Raw genomic sequence first — 20,855 nt, 5'->3', positions numbered from 1 at the left:
GTGCTGGTTACCGACGTGAACAGTAACACGGATACCTGCAGCTTCGACGTAATAGTGTTGGACAACCAGGCGCCTGTAATTGCAGGTTGCCCTGGAAATATTGCTTTAAATAATGACCCAGGATTATGTTCTGCGGTTGCTACATGGTCTGAACCTACTGCAACAGATAATTGTACACTTTCTGGTTCTTTGGTTTGGACCCAATCTCATATATCTGGTAGTGCATTTCCTGTAGGAACCACAACGGTAACCTATACCGTAACTGACGCCGCTGGGAATACCACAAACTGTTCGTTTGATGTCATTGTAAACGACAATGAGAATCCAACCATTACTTGCCCTGGAGATTTTAATGTAACCAATGACATTAATTATTGTGGAGCAGTTGTTAATTATAACGTGACCAGTACCGATAATTGCCCAGGACAGACTGTAATGCAAACAGCAGGACTGGCATCAGGATCGCTTTTTCCTATAGGAACAACAACAAATACCTTCGAAGTCACCGATGCATCCGGAAATACGGCAACCTGTAGTTTTGATGTCACAGTCAGCGATACAGAAATACCGTTGATTTTCAATTGCCCAAACGACATCATAGTTGGCAATATTACTGATACTTGTCATGCAGTGGTTACATGGACAGAACCTACGGCTACTGATAATTGTACAGATTCTGGATCTTTGGTTTGGACTAAAACTCATTCTCCAGGTGAAACCTTCCTTGTTGGCGTACCGACGACAGTAACCTATGAAGTAATGGATGCCATTGGAAACACGGCAACCTGTAGTTTTAATGTAACAGTAAATGATACGCAGGATCCAGAAATACCTACCTTACCGGTATTGAGTGATGAGTGTTCGGTATATGTAACTGCACCAACAACCACCGATAATTGTGCAGGTACAATAACGGCAACCACCAGTGATTACAATATACCTCGAACATTTAACAACCAGAGAACTTATACTATTAACTGGGAATTTGATGATGGCAATGGAAATGTAATTATTGTACCCCAAACCATTATTATTGATGATGTTACGGATCCTGTACCTGATATTGCATCACTGCCTACTATAAACGTTGTTGATTGTGAGATAGACCTGGTAGCCCCAACCGCAATGGATAATTGTGAAGGGGTATTAGATGGCGAACCCGATGTAGAACTTCCGATTACCACTTTCGGCACAACAATCGTGACTTGGACCTATGACGACGGTAATGGTCAAATTGTAACGCAACAACAAAGTGTAACATTAACAAAACCGCCCATCGATGGAGGCATTTTATTGGGAAGGGTGGATGACTTGGATCCTGTCGAATTTCCACCATCCAATGATGTGGCCATTACGGCTTGCCCAGATGATATAAATCCAGTCACCATCAATTTATCTGGATACAATGGAACTATTGTACAATGGGAAATATTTGAAGCTGGTTCTAACGGTTTTAATGTTATTCCTAATACATCCGGTTTAGACTCTTATCATATAGATTTTGATTTTTCAAATACAAAATCCTCGGTATTTAGAGTGTTAATTCAAATAGGTACCTGTCTTGAATATTCAGAGCTTATAAGCGTTCATGCCATACCGCCCGATGTGCCTCCAATACTTGAAAATGATTACTTCAACGTTTGTATGGGTGAACAAATCTCGCTTTTAGCCCACAGTGGATATACTGTATTATATGATTTAGAAGACCAAGAAGGTGGAGATTTTGATCAGGGACAATTCCCTGATAAATGGAATCCATTGATGTGGTTGATTGATGGCGAAGTGGCAGGGTCTTCGTTTACAGCCGCTGCCAATAATACCAAATTCAACAATTGGTCGGGAACGAACAATCATCCTGTCGGGACCTTGTACACCATTACATATGATGCCAATGACTTTAAGTTTGGTATCGCCCATGGCGATTATACCAGTCAAGATTACATTGATGCATTTCCTCCCGGAGATCCGACAACTTTGGAAACCCCAATATTGAGTTTGATTGGTCTGGACTCTCCAGAATTTTCGTTTGCGCACGCGTGGAATCTCATTTCTGGGGATATCGCCAAGCTGGAGCTGTCTACAGATGGCGGTTTGACCTATAATATAACTTTGTTGGATTTAATGAATCCACTCAACGCTTGGGACTGGATGGCTTATCCTCCTTCGACAGATAGTTATTATGAGTTTGAGAATTCGGTATTTACCTTGGATTTAAGCCCTTATGCAGGACTTGATCAAATAAGAATTAAGTGGACTTTTTATGGCACTTCAGATGAAAGTGCTTGGTCAATTGACCACATTACCTTGCCTTTAGGTGGGGCTCCCTCAAATGAAATTGAGTGGACCGAAGGTATTGGAGATCCAAATATTGAACCGCTTGCAGATGGAAGTTATAATGTAACCTATAACTTTACTCCCAATGTCCCAGGAGCCCATCAATATGGAGCGACATCTGTAGTAAATGGTTGTAGAGCTTATGACCCCGACGGTACGGCCATAGCAGACGTTTTGATTAATTACGCCTACGCTGGTGAGGATGTCATCTATGCACCAGGCGAATGTGGCGATAACATTGTGACTCTCAACGCATATGATAACACGTTGTCTGCCAATCAAAATGCCGCCAAAAATGCTTTCGATCCACCTCCAGGTTGTACAAATTGTGATGATCCTGGAACCATGACTCCAGGAAAATGGACCATTGTGAATTCAACGCTAGATTGTGGCGCAGGAGGTAGTTTTTCAAATGATACCGATCCAAATGCAGTATTTACAGGAAGTCCGGGAACTTATGAATTAAAATGGACGGTTGGACCATTCGGTCCATTCAATGACATTTGTGAAGATACTGTAATAGTTCAAATTACCAATTGCCCTGTAGTTGATTTTGATGGAGAAAACGATAATATTACATTTAATAATAATTATAATTTGGGTTCAGGATTTAGTATTGAATGCTGGATTAAGCCTGATGCCGTCACAAATTCTGGAGACCCCAATAATGCCATTCAAACCATCATATCCAAACGTAATGTGAATGATTTTAACAAGGGATATGATTTAAGACTTGTTAACAATATCATTTCTTTTAGTTTTGACCAAAGTTTAATAAGTTCACCATACCCGATAGGTACTGACAGATGGTATCACATAGCCGTAACCAGATTGGATGTTGGTAATAACAAGGTTTACAGCTTGTATATCGATGGTGTTTTAGTCAATAGCTTATCTGCCAACCCTCCTACTGACAATAACTATGAGTGCATTATTGGCGCAATGGGAGCAGGAAATCCACCCAATAAACCGGTAAATTATTTTTCAGGTTGGATAGACGAAGTACGGATTTGGAACAAAGCTTTAAACGTACAGCATATTCGCCAAATGATGAATCAGGAAATAAAACAGTTGGGAACCAATGTGGGAGGTGAAGTTATACCGACAAAAATTTATGGGGTAGATACCAATCAAGACGGGGTTGAAGAAGATCTGCTCACTTGGGCTAACCTAGTGGCTTATTATCGTATGGACACAAGCGATATCAATTGTGGTTATTTGAATGGTACTGCTGGAAAAGGTGTTGCCGGAAAATTGAGATATATTACAACCGAAGAAGATCAGACAGCACCAATGCCATACACCACAATAGCTGATGGAAATTGGTATGATACTTCAGCTTCATCACCTTGGACCTATGGAGATTCCGTTTGGGATTACCCAAACGCTTTGGGCGTTGACAATTCTACCCGAATTGATTGGAATATTGTAAAAACCTCGCATGATATAGAGTCTGATCTTACTTCTGTAAACCCTAGAAATATTACCCTTTTAGGCCTAATAGTGGATGCCAGCAGCGATTTGACCATTACGGCTTTAGGTGCTCAAGATGAAACTAATACTGGCCACGGCTTATGGTTGACTCAATATTTGAAATTGGATGGTTTTATGAATCTCATCGGTGAGTCCCAATTAGTACAAAAACGATATGCCACTTCTCAATTTCATGAAAGTACGCTTGATGTGAGCAGTTCGGGCTATTTAAAACGAGATCAACAAGGAACCAACAATCCGTTTAATTATAACTATTTTTCACTTTTTGGGTGTGAAGTTAATACCATTGCCAATAATATTGGAGGTGATTTATTCAATCTTCTAAAAGATGGTACCAACTCAAGTAGTCCGCAACCTATCAGTTGGATAGCTGCTCATACAGCTACCCCAACAAGCCCTATTTCAGTAAGTAGGCGTTGGCTATATACCTATAACAATTTACCGGCAAACACCTATTCTGAATGGGTTAAGATCAATGAAAACACAACCATAGCTGCTGGTTTGGGTTATACCATGAAAGGCAGTGGTGTTGGCTATCCAACAGTTGGACTACAAAATTATGCCTTTATGCTAAAACCAAATAACAATACCATAACTAATTTAATCTCCACGGGAAATAACCTTTTAACAGGTAATCCATACCCTAGTGCCATAGATTCAGATGAATTTATAAAAGACAATATTCCATTATATAATCCAAATGGCAAACGATCTGCTGCTTACGACAATAGTTCAGAGAGTACTAATGGAACCATTTATTTCTGGGATCAATTTGATCAGAATGATACACATATCTTAAGGGATTACCAAGGAGGATATGCAGTATACACTTTAGCCGGTGGTGTAAGAGCTGTGACGCCACCTATTACATCCGATGGTGTTTCGATAGCAGGAGGTAATGGTTCGAAAAGACCTGGCAGGTTTATTCCAGTTGCCCAAGGGTTCTTTGTGGCGGCTAGCCCTACAGGCGGTCTTGTAACATTAAAGAATAGACAGCGCGTTTTTGAAAGGGAAAATAACAGTAGTTCTCAATTTTTCAGATCGAATGATGGTATTAGTTCAAAGGAGAAAACAAAAGACTCCAATGTTGATGAAATTAAACGCTTAAGGCTCGATTTCAAAACTCATGATGGTGCCATAAGGCCACTACTGTTGGCATTTGTTCCCGGAGGTTTGGCTACAGATGATTTTGATTATGGCTATGATGGACTCAATTATGATTCCTTTCCAAATGATCTTTCATGGCAGATTGATGATCAGCCTTATGTCATCCAAGGTGTTGGAGATTTTAATAAGTATAAGCAATATCCTATGGCTATGTTGCTATCAGATCAGGGGGACATTGAAATTGGAGTTAGAGAATTGGAGAATTTTGAACATCCAATTAATGTATATGTTTATGATTTGTGGATGGACAAGTTTACCAAAATAAACAATAAGGCGTTTAAGATGTATTTAGATAAGGGTGAATATAAAAACAGATTCTATATTGCCTTTACCAAAGCTCAAAATAAATTATTGGAAACTACAGATATACAATTAGAAAATATTGTGATTAACTTTTTAAATAGCACTAAAGAAATCTTTATTAGAGTACAAGACATTACGGATGTTAAACAAGTATCTCTTATTAATCTTTTAGGACAAACTGTAAGATCATGGACGATGACCACTTTGCCGAATACATCGAAAAGTGAATTTAGAATTCCTGTAAAAGATATTTCTGAAGGAATCTATATCGTTAAAGTTGAAACAAACACAATTATTTATAACAAAAAGATCACTATTACTCAATAACTAGCTTATAAAAAAATGCTATACTTTGTTAAGGATATTGAGAATAAGTGAATAAAATTATAATCTGTTTAGATACAATAAAACTCAAAATCAAAAAAACTTGATAGTTTTTTTATAATTTACTATATCTATAATGGATTTGAAAGCACTTTAAAAAGCTTTGCTATAATCTTGAGATTTTAATTACCTAATTCAGTTTCATATTTAGATAAAATCATTTATTATCATTAAATTAGAGGATTATCTTATATGTTTTATGGATAGACGTGGCATGATAAAACAGTCTTCTTATGCTATTGCAGGAATAGTAGTGTAGCAATAATAGTATCGGCTTGAAAAACTTAATATTTCCGGTTCAAACTATAACAAAGTTACGCACCCTCATTTTATAAGATAGCACAAAAAAAGGGAGGCATAACACTTCCCATTAATTTAAAATTAGGTTTATACCTTTATAAAATCTATAATTTTTTGAATTTAAACGATTGCCCGCCTACTGAAGCTTCGTACATCAAACCTCCTTTTTGCATAGTAAATATCATAACACCGTCTTGATATTTAGCATCGGCTGATGCTCCAGCTGTAACAGCAACTGCAGATGCTTGAGCTGCAAGCTCTACCTTATCCTTCTTAAAACGTTCTAAATCTGCTTTTGTTTCAAAGAAAATGATCTCTCTGTACGCTTGTCCACCCCATTGAAATCCTATACTTAATTGTTTCAATTTTGCCAATCCTATCTTTTCACCTTGCTCATAGACTACACCATTACCGGCCGCACCACCAACGCCAATAGCGCCTTTTCCAACATTAGGAAAAATGGCATAACCATAAGAATTAGCAAAATGCTTTTTCATCTGATAATCCATCTTCAAAAATTCTTGCTTGGCATCATCAGCATCTTTAATGATTTCGTCTTTCTTTTTTTCAGTTTGGGCCGATAGTGTAAACCCCGCTATAAGGAATAGTAGTACAAAAGCTCTGATAGTTTGTGTTTTCATGTTTTCTATGATTTGTTTATTATTATCCAAATTTGCTATGAATTTAACTAAATAAATCGTAAAAATTAACTCTAACCATATTAAGTTATTAAAAATAAAAACATGGTATGATTTTTTAAAATTTGATAACTTTATAAAACTTATATAAGCTATTGGAATAGCTATTAATTAAAACAAAAAACTATGAGACCAAAAGTATTTTTAATAGCATTTTTCGTTTTTACAAAATTTGGCTTTGCACAAGTTAAAAGTGATTACGACAAGAATGTTGATTTTACGCAGTATAAAACCTATACATTTGCAGGTTGGCAAGAAGACAGTGATAAAATTTTGAATGATTTTGATAAGAAGCGTATCAAAGAGGCACTTAAGTCAGAGTTTGCTTCCAGAGGGTTAAGTCCGGTGCAATCTAATGGTGATGCTACAATAACATTGTTTATTGTTGTAAACCAAAAAACGAGTACTACAGCCTACACCTCTTTTAATGGCACCTATGGTTATAGAGGTCGTTGGGGTTGGGGAACAGGTCCTGGTATGGTTACTGCAAACACAACCTATAGTGAGAATGACTATTTAGAAGGTACTCTAGTAGTAGATATGTACGATAGCGCTGGCAAGAACTTAATATGGCAAGGTATCATTACAGCAATTGTACAAACCAAACCAGAAAAAAGAGAAAAATCGATTCCAAAGAATATTAAAAAATTAATGAAGAAATATCCTGTAAAACCATAATCAGTATTTCTATTTTTTTAATTAAACTTTAATGATTATTTAAGATAAACTATATGCACTTTTAGTTTACTAATTTGTACCTTTAATCAAAATATTTGTGAACTTATATTATAATAACATACTAAATCTATAGACTATGCAAACATTAAGATTAGGAGACGTAGCTCCAAACTTTACGGCACAATCAACAGAAGGAGAAATCAATTTTCACCAGTGGCTAGGCGATGGTTGGGGAGTTTTATTCTCTCATCCAGCAGATTACACTCCAGTGTGCACTACAGAACTCGGTACAGTAGCCAAGTATAAAGCAGAATTTGATAAACGCAATGTAAAAGTGGTAGCCTTAAGTGTTGATGGATTAGAATCGCACCGTGGCTGGGTTCAAGACATTAACGAAACTCAAAATACTACAGTCAACTTTCCCATCATCGCTGATGAAGATAGAAAAGTGGCACAACTGTACGATATGCTACATCCCAATTCTGATGAAAAAGGAACGGTTCGTTCTGTATTTGTCATTGGGCCAGATAAAAAAATTAAATTGACTATTACCTACCCTGCTTCAACAGGTAGAAATTTTGATGAACTGTTACGCGTTATTGATTCGCTTCAATTAACAGCATATCATAAAGTAGCAACACCAGCAAACTGGAATAATGGTGAAGACTGTGTGGTAGTCCCAGCAGTGGCTACAGAGGATATTCCTGCGTTATTCCCAAAAGGTTTCAAGGAAATAAAACCTTATTTAAGAACTACTCCACAACCCAACTGGAATTAATTTCTGTTTATAAAATTAAAAAGCTCCCACAATTGGGAGCTTTTTATTGAAATCAATTATTGAATGTTTCTTTTTAGGGATTAATAGCTAATTTACTTTATGTTTCATCCAATAATTTATAGGTAGCAAATATAATACTAAACTTGAGTTTTTTAAACATCTTTTTGTCCAAAAGCTTTAGTACATTAACTTTTAAAAATTTAGATTTTTAATCATCAAAAAAAACCTAGATGTTAAAGATCATCTAATCATGAGCTTACTAAAAAATTCTTCGTTTTATTGATTTATTTGTATAAACTCTTTCTATGCTTTTTCTTTTTTATTCCTGAAATGACTGATCAAAAATAAAATTCCAACAACAGCAAAAGGAATGGTAATTATTAAAATAATTCCTAGGCTCATAATGATCGAATGATTCATTCTATAATTATGTGAAAAAACAATTGGACTCAAACCTAGTCCGATTAAAATAAATATTATACCTCCAACAAATTCCTTTTTCCATGCCAAAATGAGTAAGCCAAGTAAAATAAATGAAGGAATCATATGCATTAAAAAAGCACCTATCTGTTGCCAAAAAGAAAGTTCTGTCGAAAACGCATCCAACGCAAACAAACTCACAAAAGAAATAGCCACAATACAAAGAATACGAGGCAACCAATAAAATAATTTTCTCGATCTTTTCATAATTAGCTTTTATAGATAATCAATAAATGTAATTCTGCGATTAAGAAAAAACAATGATATATGTCAGTATAGATTAGTTGATTACTCAAAAAAAAAATTGACCGAACTAAAAATATTACTAAACCATTTTAAAATTCATACCAAATGTTAAATATTGTTAAATTAATACTTTGTTATACATAGTTCTGTAACAAATTTTACATTATATCGTCTATTAGGTATAAACAAATTATTAAAAATCATTAACCATAAAATATAGAAATTATGACAACTATAGAAAAACATCATATTCCTAGAATTTTTGATAGAAGCAAAAGTTACACTTGGAATAACGTAAGACGATATAAATAAAAATTTATAAACGTTTCATCAATCAAATCAAAAAAAGAGTATGTTAATTCATACTCTTTTTTTTATAGTAATATGTTACAATTATTAGTATACTTTTAAATTAAAGAAAGATTTTTAAAATTATCAATATTTATAGCTATTATTGGTTATATAGGTCTATATTGAGGAAATTATAAACAACTTTATATGAAAATTAATTACCAAAGTAATTTGAATCCAAAAGCGTATAACATAATTAATAAATTTGTTTTTAGTATTGTTATATGTTTTACAATCACAAACGCTTGGTCGCAATCGGCTGTCTTGTACAATTTTGATTTTCGTGTTCCTGATGCCTACAGACATGAAATTCAAGAGTATGATCAAAAAGGGAAAAAGAAATATAAAAAAGACTATTACGGTAAAATGGTTCTTGATAAATATTTAGAGCCAATATCCGTTGAAGAAGTGCACTCTATATGTGAATCTGCTGCTGAAATGTTTAAGCGTAAATATGGTTATACAGATGTAAAAATGATGTACCCTACAGGTTCAGGTTCCACAACCGGTAAAGTATCAAATTTTCCTAATAAAGGGTTTAAAAAGGCTGTTAAAAAGAATACTGTTGACGCCTATATCACAATGGAATTTAGAATTGAAAATAGGGTTTTTGCTCCACAAACATCGCTATATTATGAAGAAAAAGGTATGGAAAGAACCATGTTTATGAATATTACATTAAGCTATACAATCTTTAACGCACAAGAAAATATTATTGACCAAAAAGAAATTAGTTTAAAAGATGAGTTGGATCAGCTTTTTAGTGAAAATTATAATTCAGAAATTGTTGAAAAAGGTTATAAGCTACGGAAACTATATTTAACTAAAGAAGAGCTTTTTTCCATTTACGAATTGGCAGAACAAAAAATTGAGGTATTGGAGTAAATATATGTTTTGATTTCAAAGACTCGTAAAATTTAATACTCATTCAATGGTCATGATAAGTTCACAACGCATTACAGTTTCTTTATTGCTATGTATTATAGGTCTTTTTTTTAGTTTTAATTCAACCGCTCAACAAGCAGTCTTGTTCAATTTCGAATTCCAGGTACCGGAAGATTATAGGAGAGCAATTCAGCAATATGATGGAGGAGGCAATAAGAAATATAAAAAAGATCTATACTCCAATAAAATGATTTTAGATAAATCTGTTGAAACTTTGTCCAAAAAAGAAGTGAATAAAGTTTGTGAGATGGCTGCAGAAATGTTTAAGCAAAAGTATGGATATAGTGAAGTAACGATGATTTATCCTCTATATGGTTACAATGGGTTTAATAGATTAGATGATTTTCCTAACCTTAAATTCAAAAAAGCAGTAAAAAAGAAATCGGCAGATGTTTATATTGCTATGGAAATTAAAATTGAAAGTAAAGAACCTTTTGTTCAATGGTCGGATGTTTTGGGACCAAAAACTTTGGAAGAATTTGGCGTTGAAAAAATAATGTTTATGGATGTCACAGCTACTTACACCATTTATAATCCTAAAGAGGATATAATTGATCAAAAAAAATTAATGCTCACTGACCTTACAGATGATTTAAATACTTATTTTATTGATTATCCAAAAGAAATGGATGAAAAGGGCAGGTATAAACTCTTGAAGCCTTACTTTTCTAAAAGCGATATTATTGGCATCTATACAATTGTAGAACAAAACTTCAAAAACAAAGAATAAATTACATTTCCTCTGCCTATTCCTTTATTATAAATCAAGATATAAGTAGGATTAATATTTTTTAAAATAAACTTTATTCAATCAAAGATTTCTGTGAAGACAATTTTTCCATTCTCATAATAATTCCATACACCAACTTGCACACCTTCTTTAAAAAAGCCTGACATTATTTTTATTCCTTGGTCGTTATAAACGTTCATTTCTCCATCTTCTTTTCCTTCTTTATAGTTAACCAATCCCTTTAACTTACCATTTGAATGGTATAACTTTAGAGTATCAATTTTTTTATCTTCCCAATAATTAACCGTATTCATTAAATTGCCATTGTCATAGTATTCATTCCAAAGACCGTGCTTATGGCCGTTTAAATAATTGCCTGTTATTTTTAACTCTTTATTGTCATAATATTCTTGATAAACTCCATCTTCAAATACACTATCTTCTGGTATTTCTAATTCTTCAGAATTTTTTATGGTAGCTTGATTATCTGTTGCATTATTACCGACATTCATTTTTAAATTCCTATTAGATTCCTTCTCTTGGGGTCCAAAACCTTGCCCAATTGTAAAATCACCATCATTACCTGATATAACAGCCGCAGCAAGTCCTGCATAAACAGCAGCACTAAAAAGTGCACCACCTAATGTGCTTTCCTTTGGCTGTTTATAATCGTCTTTTATTTTAATCCAACCAATATTATCTGGCATTCCTTCAAAAATGTCAATATAGCGTTTTGCCTCATTTTTATTGTTAAAACGAACAACTCTTCCATGAACCAAAGTGGTATCTGCTTTATGATAAATAAACTCACCCAATTGAAATATATCATCAAAGTTTACATCGCCATAAAAATTTAGATTGTCTGGCTGTGCATCAATGTAAGATGATATTACAAGGCATACCCATAAGAGTTTTAGTTTCATAATTAGTTGGTTTTAATAGAATTATTAACAAGGTACGCGTTTTTAAAATATGAATAGCTGGTTGATAATGATAAAACACATATCATTTTTTAGTACCTTTCTAAACCATTCAAGATATTATTATTCTTATCCCAAAAAAAATTATAGTCTTTTGGGTAATTTAATTATTAAATTAAAACTATAATTTCTTATGAAAAATCTTCTTTTAATATTATTCGTTATTCCTTTTATTACACTTGGGCAAGAGGAAAAGATATCAAATTTAGATGATATATTTACTGTTGGCTTAAAGATTAAAAAAATTATACCAACTAATAATAAGAGACTTCATAAATAATTTTTAGGTATTATTACTTTCATAATAAATAAATTATTAAGGCCGCTAATGTGAAAATAATTAAAGCAAGTTCAGAGGCTATATAAATATTTGCCCATGTACTTTTTAGTCCTGTTAAGTTGTATAATGTTTTCATAATATAAGGTTTTAATTATACACTACTATAAGGTACCTCATTATAAGCAAATTTAATATGACAAATATCAGTTTAATTTCATAATCATAGTCATAAAATTGGCGTGTGGTGTTATAGCCTTTTATCGCTTTAGCTATTTTAGGGTATGTGTATAACATTTGTTTTAAGTTCAGCAAATTGAGTAATTAGAGATTTTTATAGTTCAGGGGGTAGTATTTGTTAGGAAAGTAATTATCGTCTGCGTTATAGTGATTAATCCAGATTAAACATTAGTGAATACCTATCCAGACTATGCCCATATTAAAAACTCCTGCATTCTATAAAAGCATTCTGTTCTCCATCATAGACAACCTCAACAAAGAATTTATTAATAGAGTAACGGTTAATTTTAATGTCTTCGGTTATATAGTTATCCAGAAATACACCTTTATCCCAAACAGTTGCCTGTTTTTCTTCAAGGGTTAGAAAGTTAATTTCGTATAAGGCCATTTATCTAAAAATAAAACCATGTTGATTAAAATAATCATATTATTTATAATGAAAAGGGCAACAAAATGTTTCATTTTGTTGCTACGCAATTCTCAAAAAATTAATTAAGAACATCTTAATTGTCTTTTTTTTTAATCTTATATCTTGCCTCCAAAGTTGATCGTAATTGAGTGAAAATTACCTGTTATGTCTGTGAATATTTTTTTAGAATTATAGTCAACAAGATTAAACTTGTATCTTATCCCAAAATAATTTTTCTTATTATAGTAAAATCTATACATCAGACCAAAATTAATGTTTGGCGAAAAAATATTCGTTGGTTGGTCTATTGTAATTCTATCTTCACCAAAAAATAAGGTTTCCCACCAATTTGGATCACGATAAACACCAGGTTCAATTTCAAACACATCCAGTCCCAAACCTCCTAATATTAATATTTGATTTTTATTATTGGACCAAATATCCCTCAAAATATCAATGCCAGCATAACCCCCCAAATAATGATCGGTCGATGTGCCATCTGCTAGTTGATATTCACTACTTGTTTTGCCAAAACGAACGTCGATTGTTAGATCATAAATCATTCGCTTATGTATAAGACCAAACGAAAAGCCAAATGTGGGTTTAACTCCAATGAGTTTGACTTGATTGGTGGGCATGAATATACCAAGAGAAACGTCATAGTGAACTTTTCTTTTTTTTATGGTATCATTAATAGATTTGAGCTCACGAAGCTTTGTTTCAGATTTGGATTGTTCAATGAATAATTCATCTTTAAATGTAATTATTTCTAAAGTATTTTCATTTACCACTACACCATTCTCAAAATCATTCTGTACAAAACCCAAAAAGGGAATAAATACAATAATGACAAAAGCAATATTTTTCATTTTTTCTCAAATTTATTTACAATGTTTTAAATGAAAGAAAGTTGAACTAGAGTTCTTAATATAACCGTCAGTATACAATTTTATACCCAACCAATAATACTTAATTTCTACTTGAACGCAGCTATCATTTGTGTTTTTTAGGATGTTTTCAAGTCTTTTTTTTTCATTCTCTCTTATACTTTCTATTTTCATTTCACCTTCGCACTGATTTTCATCATTTATTTTATAAAAATGAATATTCCATTCATCATAACAGGGGAGGTCAAGATCTCCAGTAATTTGACCATCAGTAGCCGGTGCCTCACAGGAAAATATAAATGCCAAGATTAGATTGAGAATAAAAACCTGTGTATGAATTATTTTTGTTTTCATAATTATTTAATTCATTGTTTCAATAAATTTATAATGACCTTTCCGAATGAATGTCCCAAATAATTTATGATAGATAAATCAGGATTTATTTTATAATAAATAAATTTAATTGTACCATTAAAAATGTAAAATGACGATTATCAGTTTAGGTTAATTAACTATATTAAAAAAAGATTACTTATTTAAAATGTGGCGTATTTTTGTAGTAACTGATATATATCATTTTGTTAAATTTTTATATGATTATATTTGTATCGCTATTAATTAAAGAAGACTTTTTATAGTCGAATAAGGGGATTATTTTTAACCTAAATAATCCCCTTTTTTATTGAAACTTTTCGGAATACTTATCAAGACTTTGCCCATATTTGAAGGATTTTACTTCTGTAATAGCATTATATTTTGAATCATAAACAACCTCAACAAAGAGGTTATTTTTAATTCAAAATATAATTCTTACATTACCATCATATTCAAGATATTATTCTTAATCTCCCCCTAAAAATTATAGTTTTTTGAATGGATTTTATAAATCTTAAACTAAAATTTCAATGAGATCTGTTTACTTATTAATATTAGTGATGTTACTACTGGTTAGCCAGCATGGAGTTGCTCAAGATATTCATATTCAAAAAAAAGTTGTAACTGGTAAAATAATCGATATCAATGGGTTGCCCATAATTGGAGCCAAGATTTCTGTTAACGGAACTACTAAAAATACTACCACAAATTTTGACGGAAAATTTAGTTTAGAGATAGAAAATGAAAACACAATTTATATAAACTATGTTGATTTCAAACCAATTGAAGTGATTGTGAATCCACAAACCAATATTACATTTCTACTTCAAGAAACTAATAGCACTAAAACTCAAACAAATTTGACGCGTAAAGAAATGCGAAAAATAAGAAAATCGCAAAACAAGCAACCAGATAAAGGTATTGGCTCTAATACTGTGGAAAACTTGTTTTACATACTAAAGGCCGTAGCAGATTAAATTAGAATGCAAGTTACATTCCATGTCATAGGGGAAATAATAAAATATCTTTAAGGAATAAGAAATTTTAATTTTTGTGGAAGTATTAGGAGACGAACAGGTGTGTGTCCAATAAATTCGCCATCAATTTCAATTGGGCAAGGTTTATTAGTATGATAAACATTTATACTTTTTATACTATTATAATGAACTTGAGGATGTTGGATAACTTCACCTCTTTTTATTTTTCCTATATTCTTAAAATAATCTAGTAAAGTAACATTGCCAATGCACGTGATGTTTAATACATTGTCTTGAATATTAGCCTTTGGAGCAATGCATAAACCATATCCAAAAAACTTACCGTTACATACTGCAAGCGTTAGTATTTTACCAGTAAACTCAATATCACCTTCAACCCTTATCTCTGGTTTTTTATATTGAATCATCCCTTGTAAAATTGCCAGCGCATACTTCATTTTACCTGACAACAACTTGGTTTTATGTTTTAAAATTTTTTGGGTTACAAATCCTCCAAGGCCTATATCAGCAATATTTATGAATCGTCTTTTAGGAGTAGTGTTTATATCAATACCTTCAACAAGCCCAATGTCTATTTGTCTATAGCAATCATTTTTAATTAAATTAAAAAGAAATTGAGCGTTAAGTTTAAGATCTAGACCTCTTGAAAAATCGTTACCAGTTCCATAAGGTAATAAACCAATAATTATGTTCGACCTAAGATCAATACCATTAATAACTTCATTTAGAGTGCCGTCACCACCAACAGCAATAATATAATCGAATTTTGAATTGTTTTCCTTTGCTATAATCGTGGCATGACCCAAGTAATTGGTTAATACAACCTCAACTTTTGAAAAGAAATCCTGATTAGAAAAGAAGTCTAAAACAGTCTGTAGTTTTTTACTTTGCTTTTTAGCTCCATTTACAATAAAGAGTATTCGTTTCAAGTGTTTTTATAAAAAAGTTTATACTACAACAAATCTATGCATTTATTATTTTGATTCTTTATTTACTTCCCGATACAAAATGTATTTTTATAGCATTTACAATACTTTATTTCACTCAAGGCACATATAAGGTACAAAATGACACTGATTTTTAATTATTCATATAATCCTGCCATAAAATAAGAACATATTTTTCAATATTATTTTCCTTTCTTTTCAAAAAACCGTATTCATATACAAACAGATAAACATCTCCTTTTAAATTTTTCCAGTAATGGGTGAAAAAGTTGGGATCAAAACCCTCTTTATGAAGTGCCGAGGCTCTAATGGTAGCCTTTCCTGCCTTGTTATAATTTTTTAGAAGTTTTCGATTATGTTTTAGCTGTTTATCAACCTTTTGGTAAAAGCTTGCACCCTTTATTTTGGTCTGTTGGTATTGGTAGGAACTTTTACAATGAACATCACAATATATCTTATCGGAGCGACCCTCTAAAACCTTACCACAATTTAGGCATTTCTTCATAACTGTATATTATGCGGATAATATACGTATAATATTCTGCTAAATAAAAAACAACTCCTAATATTGTTTTATGAAACCTAATAAACACATCACTCTAAAACATCTTTTAGTAGACAACAATAAAATTATTGGTCTAAAGTTCCATTCGGATAAGGTTCTCAACAGTATGGTAAAGGAACTTAAAGGGATATCTTGGAACAATGAATTTAGTATGTTCTGTTTACCAAACAACAAGAAAAACCTAGATGCCATCTTTAATCTTTTTAGAGGCGTGGCTTGGATAAACACCAATTACTTTTTCCAAAAATCCAATTCAAAAAATTTAGAAGAGGAATTTGATGTGGCATGGTTCAGAAAAAGGCAGTTACCCAATGATTACAGAACCTGTCCTGAACCTTATTTGGATAAGCTGGAGCTTAAACGCTATGCCAACAATACGGTAAAGACTTATGTGTCTTGCTTTGAGAGATTCATTAACTATTATCCAAACGTTGAAGTTGATAGTCTTAATGAGCAAGATATAAGACATTATTTAAAAACGCTTGTCAATAAAAACTGGTCAAGTTCCTACATTAACCAAAGCATCAATAGTATTAAATTTTACTATGAAATCGTACTTGGAATGCCCAACAGGTTCTATGAGATCGAACGTCCGAGAAAGGAAAGGAAACTGCCCATAGTGCTTTCAAAAGATGAGGTTAGGTCATTGATAGATGCTACAAACAACATGAAGCACAGATGCATCTTGGCTCTACTCTATTCCGCTGGATTGAGGCGAAGCGAACTGTTGAATCTTAAACCAAAGGACATTGACAGTAAACGAATGTTGATAAAAGTGAACGATGCCAAAGGAAATAAAGACAGATATACACTTCTGGCAAATTCTGTATTGGAAGATTTACGAAAGTACTATTTGGAATACAAACCTCAAAACTATCTCTTTGAAGGTCAGGTTAAAGACAAGTATAGTGCAAGTAGTATTCTTAATATAATCAATAATGCACGTGAAAAAGCAGGAATTAAAAAACATGTAACTGCACATACTTTAAGACATAGTTTTGCTACTCACCTACTTGAAAACGGAACCGATTTAAGATATATTCAGCTACTTCTGGGACACAACTCTACCAAGACTACAGAAATTTACACGCATGTAGCTACCAATAGTTTTAATTCTATTAAAAGTCCTATTGATTTGTAAGAATTTTATTTAATTTTAACCGAATAAACATAATGGATATAAACACAATGTGTTTATTCCTACGTTGTAACACATTTACAAAAGACAAATTAAAATAAGAAAATAAAGGCCCAAAAGGGCCTTTATTATTTAATATAAGTTAAAAAGTGCAATTCTTCTTTTACACATTAAGTGATAAGGATACTGGTACTTTGTTTGTAACAATGTCAAAAACAGGTGACATATATGCAAAGGAGATTAATTTTTGCTTTTCTTCCTCTGTAAGATCTCCTTCTATCTTAAAGTTCACTTTGATATTCTGATAACCATTTCTAATAGTTTCGTCCAATCCTAAAAAACCTTGAACATCAAGATCTCCTTCTAAACTTGACTCTACATGGTCCACAGAAATTCCGTTTGCAGCAGCATGAAGCATCATGGTTGTGGTCATACAACCTGCCAAACCATGAAGAATAAATTCTACAGGGTTAGCACCTTCGTTGTTTCCCAATAAAATTGGTGGTTCGCTGTTGTCAAAAACAAATGGTTCCTTTCTGGTTTCGTCTTCTGTACAAGCACCATAAAAATCTTGAATAGTACTTCTGTTGTGTCCTCCAGAAATCCATTTGTTTCTTGCTCTAAATTTAAATTTTGCAATTTCTGGGTTAGATTGAATTGCTCCAACGGTATCCATAATATCTTGAGATTTGAATCCGTTTACTGTTTTTTCTAATGTTTCCATTTTTAAAATATTTTATTGGTTTATAATATCTACAAATAAGCACTTCTTATGCCTAATTTATAAATTATTGATTATCAGCATTTTAAAATATTTATCGCTAAATAATATTGCCGATATTTCGTCATAATTCAATTTTTAGGTAACTTAATTTCGTCAATTATTATTTTTCATCATGCAACAACCAAAAAGAACACCAGCAATAATTGCTTTAAAACAAATTGTAGAAAGCACCTCTCAATTTACTGGGAAAGAATTTTTTAAAGCGCTAGTAAAGGACTTAGCTGAAATTTTGGATGTCTATGGCGTTTGGATCACAGAATACTGGGAGGAGCAAAATAAATTAAATGCCTTAGCTTTTTGGTTGGAGGGAGCATATGTTGATAAATATGAGTATTCAGTGCCCAACACCCCTTGTGAGCCTGTTTTAAATGCGCACGACATTTGTCATATACCTAGTAAAGTAATTGACCTCTACCCAAAAGATCCTGATCTTAAACCTTTAGGGGCAGTTAGTTATATGGGCATCTCCTTAAGAGATATTGATGGGAAAATACTGGGGCATTTGGCTTTATTAGATAATAAACCCATGCCCGAAATCCCTGAAGTATTTGCGATTTTTAAAATATTTGCTTCCAGAGCAGCAGCGGAATTAAGACGTGAAATAATTCAAAGAAAAGTCATTGAAAGTGAATCTAAATTAAATAGGTTAGTTAATGGCACAACAGATGCCATCATTGAATTCAATTCAGAAATGAAAATTACTCAAGCTAATGATGCCGCTAATCAGCTATTTGAATTTAAAGACCATAAATTTTTAGGAATAGATGTTAAGAATCTATTTGATTCTCATTCCTCCAAAACCTTTGAATTATCAATTCTCAATTACAACAATTTATGTGACACAAATGGCTCTCTAAATTTCAAAGACCCTCTTGTATGTCTCAATTGTAAAGGCGAGTCCTTTCCCTCCAAAATTAATATATCCTCCTACCTCTTTGAAAATAATTTATACTATGCATTGTACATAAGAAGCATAAAGGATGAAGTTTCTAGGAATATAAAAATCAAAGAGTTAAATGCTGAAACCGCTATGCTCAAAGAGAAAGTAAATGCACAACAATTCAATTATATTATTGGTGACAGCGAGCCTATCAAGAAATGTCTTGAACTGGTAATTCAGGTGGCTCGTACTAATGCCAATGTATTGATTCTTGGTGAAACTGGCACAGGAAAGGAATTATTCGCTAAAGCGGTACATGAGTCAAGTAATAGAAGTTCTAAACCTATGATAACATTAAATTGTGCTGCACTACCTGCTGAATTGATAGAAAGTGAACTCTTTGGACATGTTAAAGGGGCTTTTACTGGAGCATTAACATCTAGAGAAGGCCGGTTTTCTTTAGCAGATCAAGGAAGCATATTTCTTGATGAAATAGCTGAACTTCCGCTGCCATTACAAGCCAAGCTACTACGAGTGATTCAAGAAGGTACTTTCGAGCCTGTTGGAAGTTCGGAAACCAAAAAAGTGGATGTTAGAATAATTGCAGCCACCCATAGAAATCTTCAAAAACACATTGAAGAGGGTAAATTTAGAGAAGATCTCTTTTACAGACTTAATGTTTTTCCTATCAATTTACCGCCTTTAAGAGAAAGAGGACATGACATTATCCTTATTGCAAATGCTTTTTTCGAAAAATTTACAAAAAACAAAGCCCTTTATGTCATGCCATTAACTAAACGGGATTTAAATAAACTATCGTTATATCATTGGCCTGGAAATGTTAGAGAGCTTCAAAATATTATTGAGCGAGGCATTATCACTTCCACAGATGGAAATTTTAATCTTGATTCCATTTTGCCTAATTCAGAGAATAAATCCCATGAAAAATCTAAAAGCCCCAACATACTTACTATTGATGATATTATGGAAATAGAAAAAAATAATATTATAAAAGCTTTAAATCTTACAAACTGGAGAATTTCAGGTGAAGACGGTGCTGCTCAATTACTAAACCTTCCTAGAACAACCTTAACTTCTAAAATTAAAAAATTTGGGATAAAGCAGGTAGCTATAGGGTAAACTGATTATTTTAATGAAGGTTTAGTATTTTTTATAACCAGATGACAACTAAATTACGTAATTCTAATAAAATAGCTCTTATTCAAAAATAAAATAATTATCATTAGCAAAGGATAAATGTAAAAAAGAAAATATAAATAAAAACGTGTTACAACACCGTGTATAATTAATGGTTAGTTCTCGCCTACTTACGAAAATCCTCGCGGATTTTCTATTCGGTTTTTATTTGTTAAATTTAGTGCTTAACCACGCAGCTAATCATACACGAACACGTTATAGGTCATTAAAAAACTAAACGCAATGAAACATTTTAATACAATCTCATTTTTAATAATTTTATGTTTTAC

General features: G+C 32.6%; 17 protein-coding genes. 8 read left to right on the top strand and 9 right to left on the bottom strand.

All coding sequences use genetic code 11. From position 1 onward, the window contains the following. Positions 1-57: 57 nt before the first annotated feature. On the top strand, positions 58-5,625 hold the full coding sequence (locus AAFP94_RS14810) for an HYR domain-containing protein (RefSeq protein ID WP_409629173.1): 5,568 nt from the start codon (positions 58-60) through the stop codon (positions 5,623-5,625). Between the two features lie 461 nt (positions 5,626-6,086). Here the strand turns inward: AAFP94_RS14810 and AAFP94_RS14805 are convergent, their stop codons facing one another. Further along, positions 6,087-6,623: a lipid-binding SYLF domain-containing protein gene (locus tag AAFP94_RS14805; RefSeq protein WP_409629171.1), complete on the bottom strand. Its 537-nt coding sequence runs from the start codon at positions 6,621-6,623 to the stop codon at positions 6,087-6,089. A 183-nt stretch (positions 6,624-6,806) separates the two neighbouring features. On the opposite strand from AAFP94_RS14805, the gene AAFP94_RS14800 reads away from it, so the two are divergent. Together AAFP94_RS14800 and AAFP94_RS14795 are read left to right on the top strand one after the other, a co-directional pair. Beyond that, positions 6,807-7,358 (top strand): DUF4136 domain-containing protein, encoded by a 552-nt coding sequence (locus AAFP94_RS14800; protein ID WP_409629168.1) that lies wholly within the window; start codon positions 6,807-6,809, stop codon positions 7,356-7,358. A gap of 136 nt (positions 7,359-7,494) precedes the next feature. Then, entirely contained in the window at positions 7,495-8,136 is a 642-nt protein-coding gene (locus tag AAFP94_RS14795; RefSeq protein ID WP_409629166.1) for a peroxiredoxin, read from the top strand. Between the two features lie 303 nt (positions 8,137-8,439). Here AAFP94_RS14795 and AAFP94_RS14790 read toward each other — a convergent pair whose 3' ends face one another. Beyond that, positions 8,440-8,823, bottom strand: coding sequence for a DUF7670 domain-containing protein (locus tag AAFP94_RS14790; protein ID WP_409629164.1), 384 nt, complete (start codon positions 8,821-8,823; stop codon positions 8,440-8,442). A gap of 537 nt (positions 8,824-9,360) precedes the next feature. On the opposite strand from AAFP94_RS14790, the gene AAFP94_RS14785 reads away from it, so the two are divergent. Together AAFP94_RS14785 and AAFP94_RS14780 are read left to right on the top strand one after the other, a co-directional pair. Continuing rightward, positions 9,361-10,098: a hypothetical protein gene (locus tag AAFP94_RS14785; protein ID WP_409629161.1), complete on the top strand. Its 738-nt coding sequence runs from the start codon at positions 9,361-9,363 to the stop codon at positions 10,096-10,098. A 52-nt stretch (positions 10,099-10,150) separates the two neighbouring features. Then, on the top strand, positions 10,151-10,888 hold the full coding sequence (locus AAFP94_RS14780; RefSeq protein ID WP_409629158.1) for a hypothetical protein: 738 nt from the start codon (positions 10,151-10,153) through the stop codon (positions 10,886-10,888). 77 nt (positions 10,889-10,965) lie between these two features. Here the strand turns inward: AAFP94_RS14780 and AAFP94_RS14775 are convergent, their stop codons facing one another. The 4 genes from AAFP94_RS14775 to AAFP94_RS14760 all read right to left on the bottom strand — a co-directional run bounded on the left by AAFP94_RS14775 (position 10,966) and on the right by AAFP94_RS14760 (position 13,987). Further along, on the bottom strand, positions 10,966-11,811 hold the full coding sequence (locus AAFP94_RS14775; protein ID WP_409629155.1) for a toxin-antitoxin system YwqK family antitoxin: 846 nt from the start codon (positions 11,809-11,811) through the stop codon (positions 10,966-10,968). Positions 11,812-12,584: 773 nt separating this feature from the next. Beyond that, positions 12,585-12,773: a hypothetical protein gene (locus tag AAFP94_RS14770; RefSeq protein ID WP_409629152.1), complete on the bottom strand. Its 189-nt coding sequence runs from the start codon at positions 12,771-12,773 to the stop codon at positions 12,585-12,587. A 137-nt stretch (positions 12,774-12,910) separates the two neighbouring features. Continuing rightward, positions 12,911-13,663, bottom strand: coding sequence for a hypothetical protein (locus AAFP94_RS14765; RefSeq protein WP_409629150.1), 753 nt, complete (start codon positions 13,661-13,663; stop codon positions 12,911-12,913). 12 nt (positions 13,664-13,675) lie between these two features. Then, the gene (locus AAFP94_RS14760; protein ID WP_409629147.1) at positions 13,676-13,987 is read right to left on the bottom strand and encodes a hypothetical protein; all 312 of its coding nucleotides are present in this window, start codon (positions 13,985-13,987) and stop codon (positions 13,676-13,678) included. Between the two features lie 599 nt (positions 13,988-14,586). Here AAFP94_RS14760 and AAFP94_RS14755 point away from each other — a divergent pair. After that, complete coding sequence (locus tag AAFP94_RS14755; protein ID WP_409629144.1) at positions 14,587-15,033, top strand: carboxypeptidase-like regulatory domain-containing protein; 447 nt, start codon at positions 14,587-14,589, stop codon at positions 15,031-15,033. A gap of 50 nt (positions 15,034-15,083) precedes the next feature. On the opposite strand, the gene AAFP94_RS14750 is transcribed toward AAFP94_RS14755, so the two are convergent. Together AAFP94_RS14750 and AAFP94_RS14745 are read right to left on the bottom strand one after the other, a co-directional pair. Continuing rightward, on the bottom strand, positions 15,084-15,983 hold the full coding sequence (locus tag AAFP94_RS14750; protein WP_409629141.1) for a diacylglycerol/lipid kinase family protein: 900 nt from the start codon (positions 15,981-15,983) through the stop codon (positions 15,084-15,086). A 151-nt stretch (positions 15,984-16,134) separates the two neighbouring features. Beyond that, positions 16,135-16,506 carry a hypothetical protein gene (locus tag AAFP94_RS14745; RefSeq protein WP_409629138.1) on the bottom strand — a complete coding sequence of 124 codons (372 nt, stop codon included), beginning with the start codon at positions 16,504-16,506 and terminating at the stop codon, positions 16,135-16,137. Between the two features lie 70 nt (positions 16,507-16,576). Here AAFP94_RS14745 and xerA point away from each other — a divergent pair, with 70 nt between their 5' ends. Beyond that, positions 16,577-17,707 carry a site-specific tyrosine recombinase/integron integrase gene (xerA, locus tag AAFP94_RS14740; RefSeq protein WP_409629135.1) on the top strand — a complete coding sequence of 377 codons (1,131 nt, stop codon included), beginning with the start codon at positions 16,577-16,579 and terminating at the stop codon, positions 17,705-17,707. 160 nt (positions 17,708-17,867) lie between these two features. Here the strand turns inward: xerA and AAFP94_RS14735 are convergent, their stop codons facing one another. Continuing rightward, complete coding sequence (locus AAFP94_RS14735) at positions 17,868-18,428, bottom strand: OsmC family protein (RefSeq protein WP_409629132.1); 561 nt, start codon at positions 18,426-18,428, stop codon at positions 17,868-17,870. Positions 18,429-18,600: 172 nt separating this feature from the next. Here AAFP94_RS14735 and AAFP94_RS14730 point away from each other — a divergent pair, with 172 nt between their 5' ends. Then, positions 18,601-20,508, top strand: a complete 1,908-nt coding sequence (locus tag AAFP94_RS14730) for a sigma-54-dependent Fis family transcriptional regulator (protein ID WP_409629130.1) — start codon at positions 18,601-18,603, stop codon at positions 20,506-20,508. Positions 20,509-20,855 lie beyond the last annotated feature (347 nt).

Source organism: Gilvirhabdus luticola (genome assembly GCF_040117515.1).
Lineage (GTDB): Bacteria > Bacteroidota > Bacteroidia > Flavobacteriales > Flavobacteriaceae > Gilvirhabdus > Gilvirhabdus luticola.
This window is presented reverse-complemented; position numbering and strand designations above follow the sequence as displayed.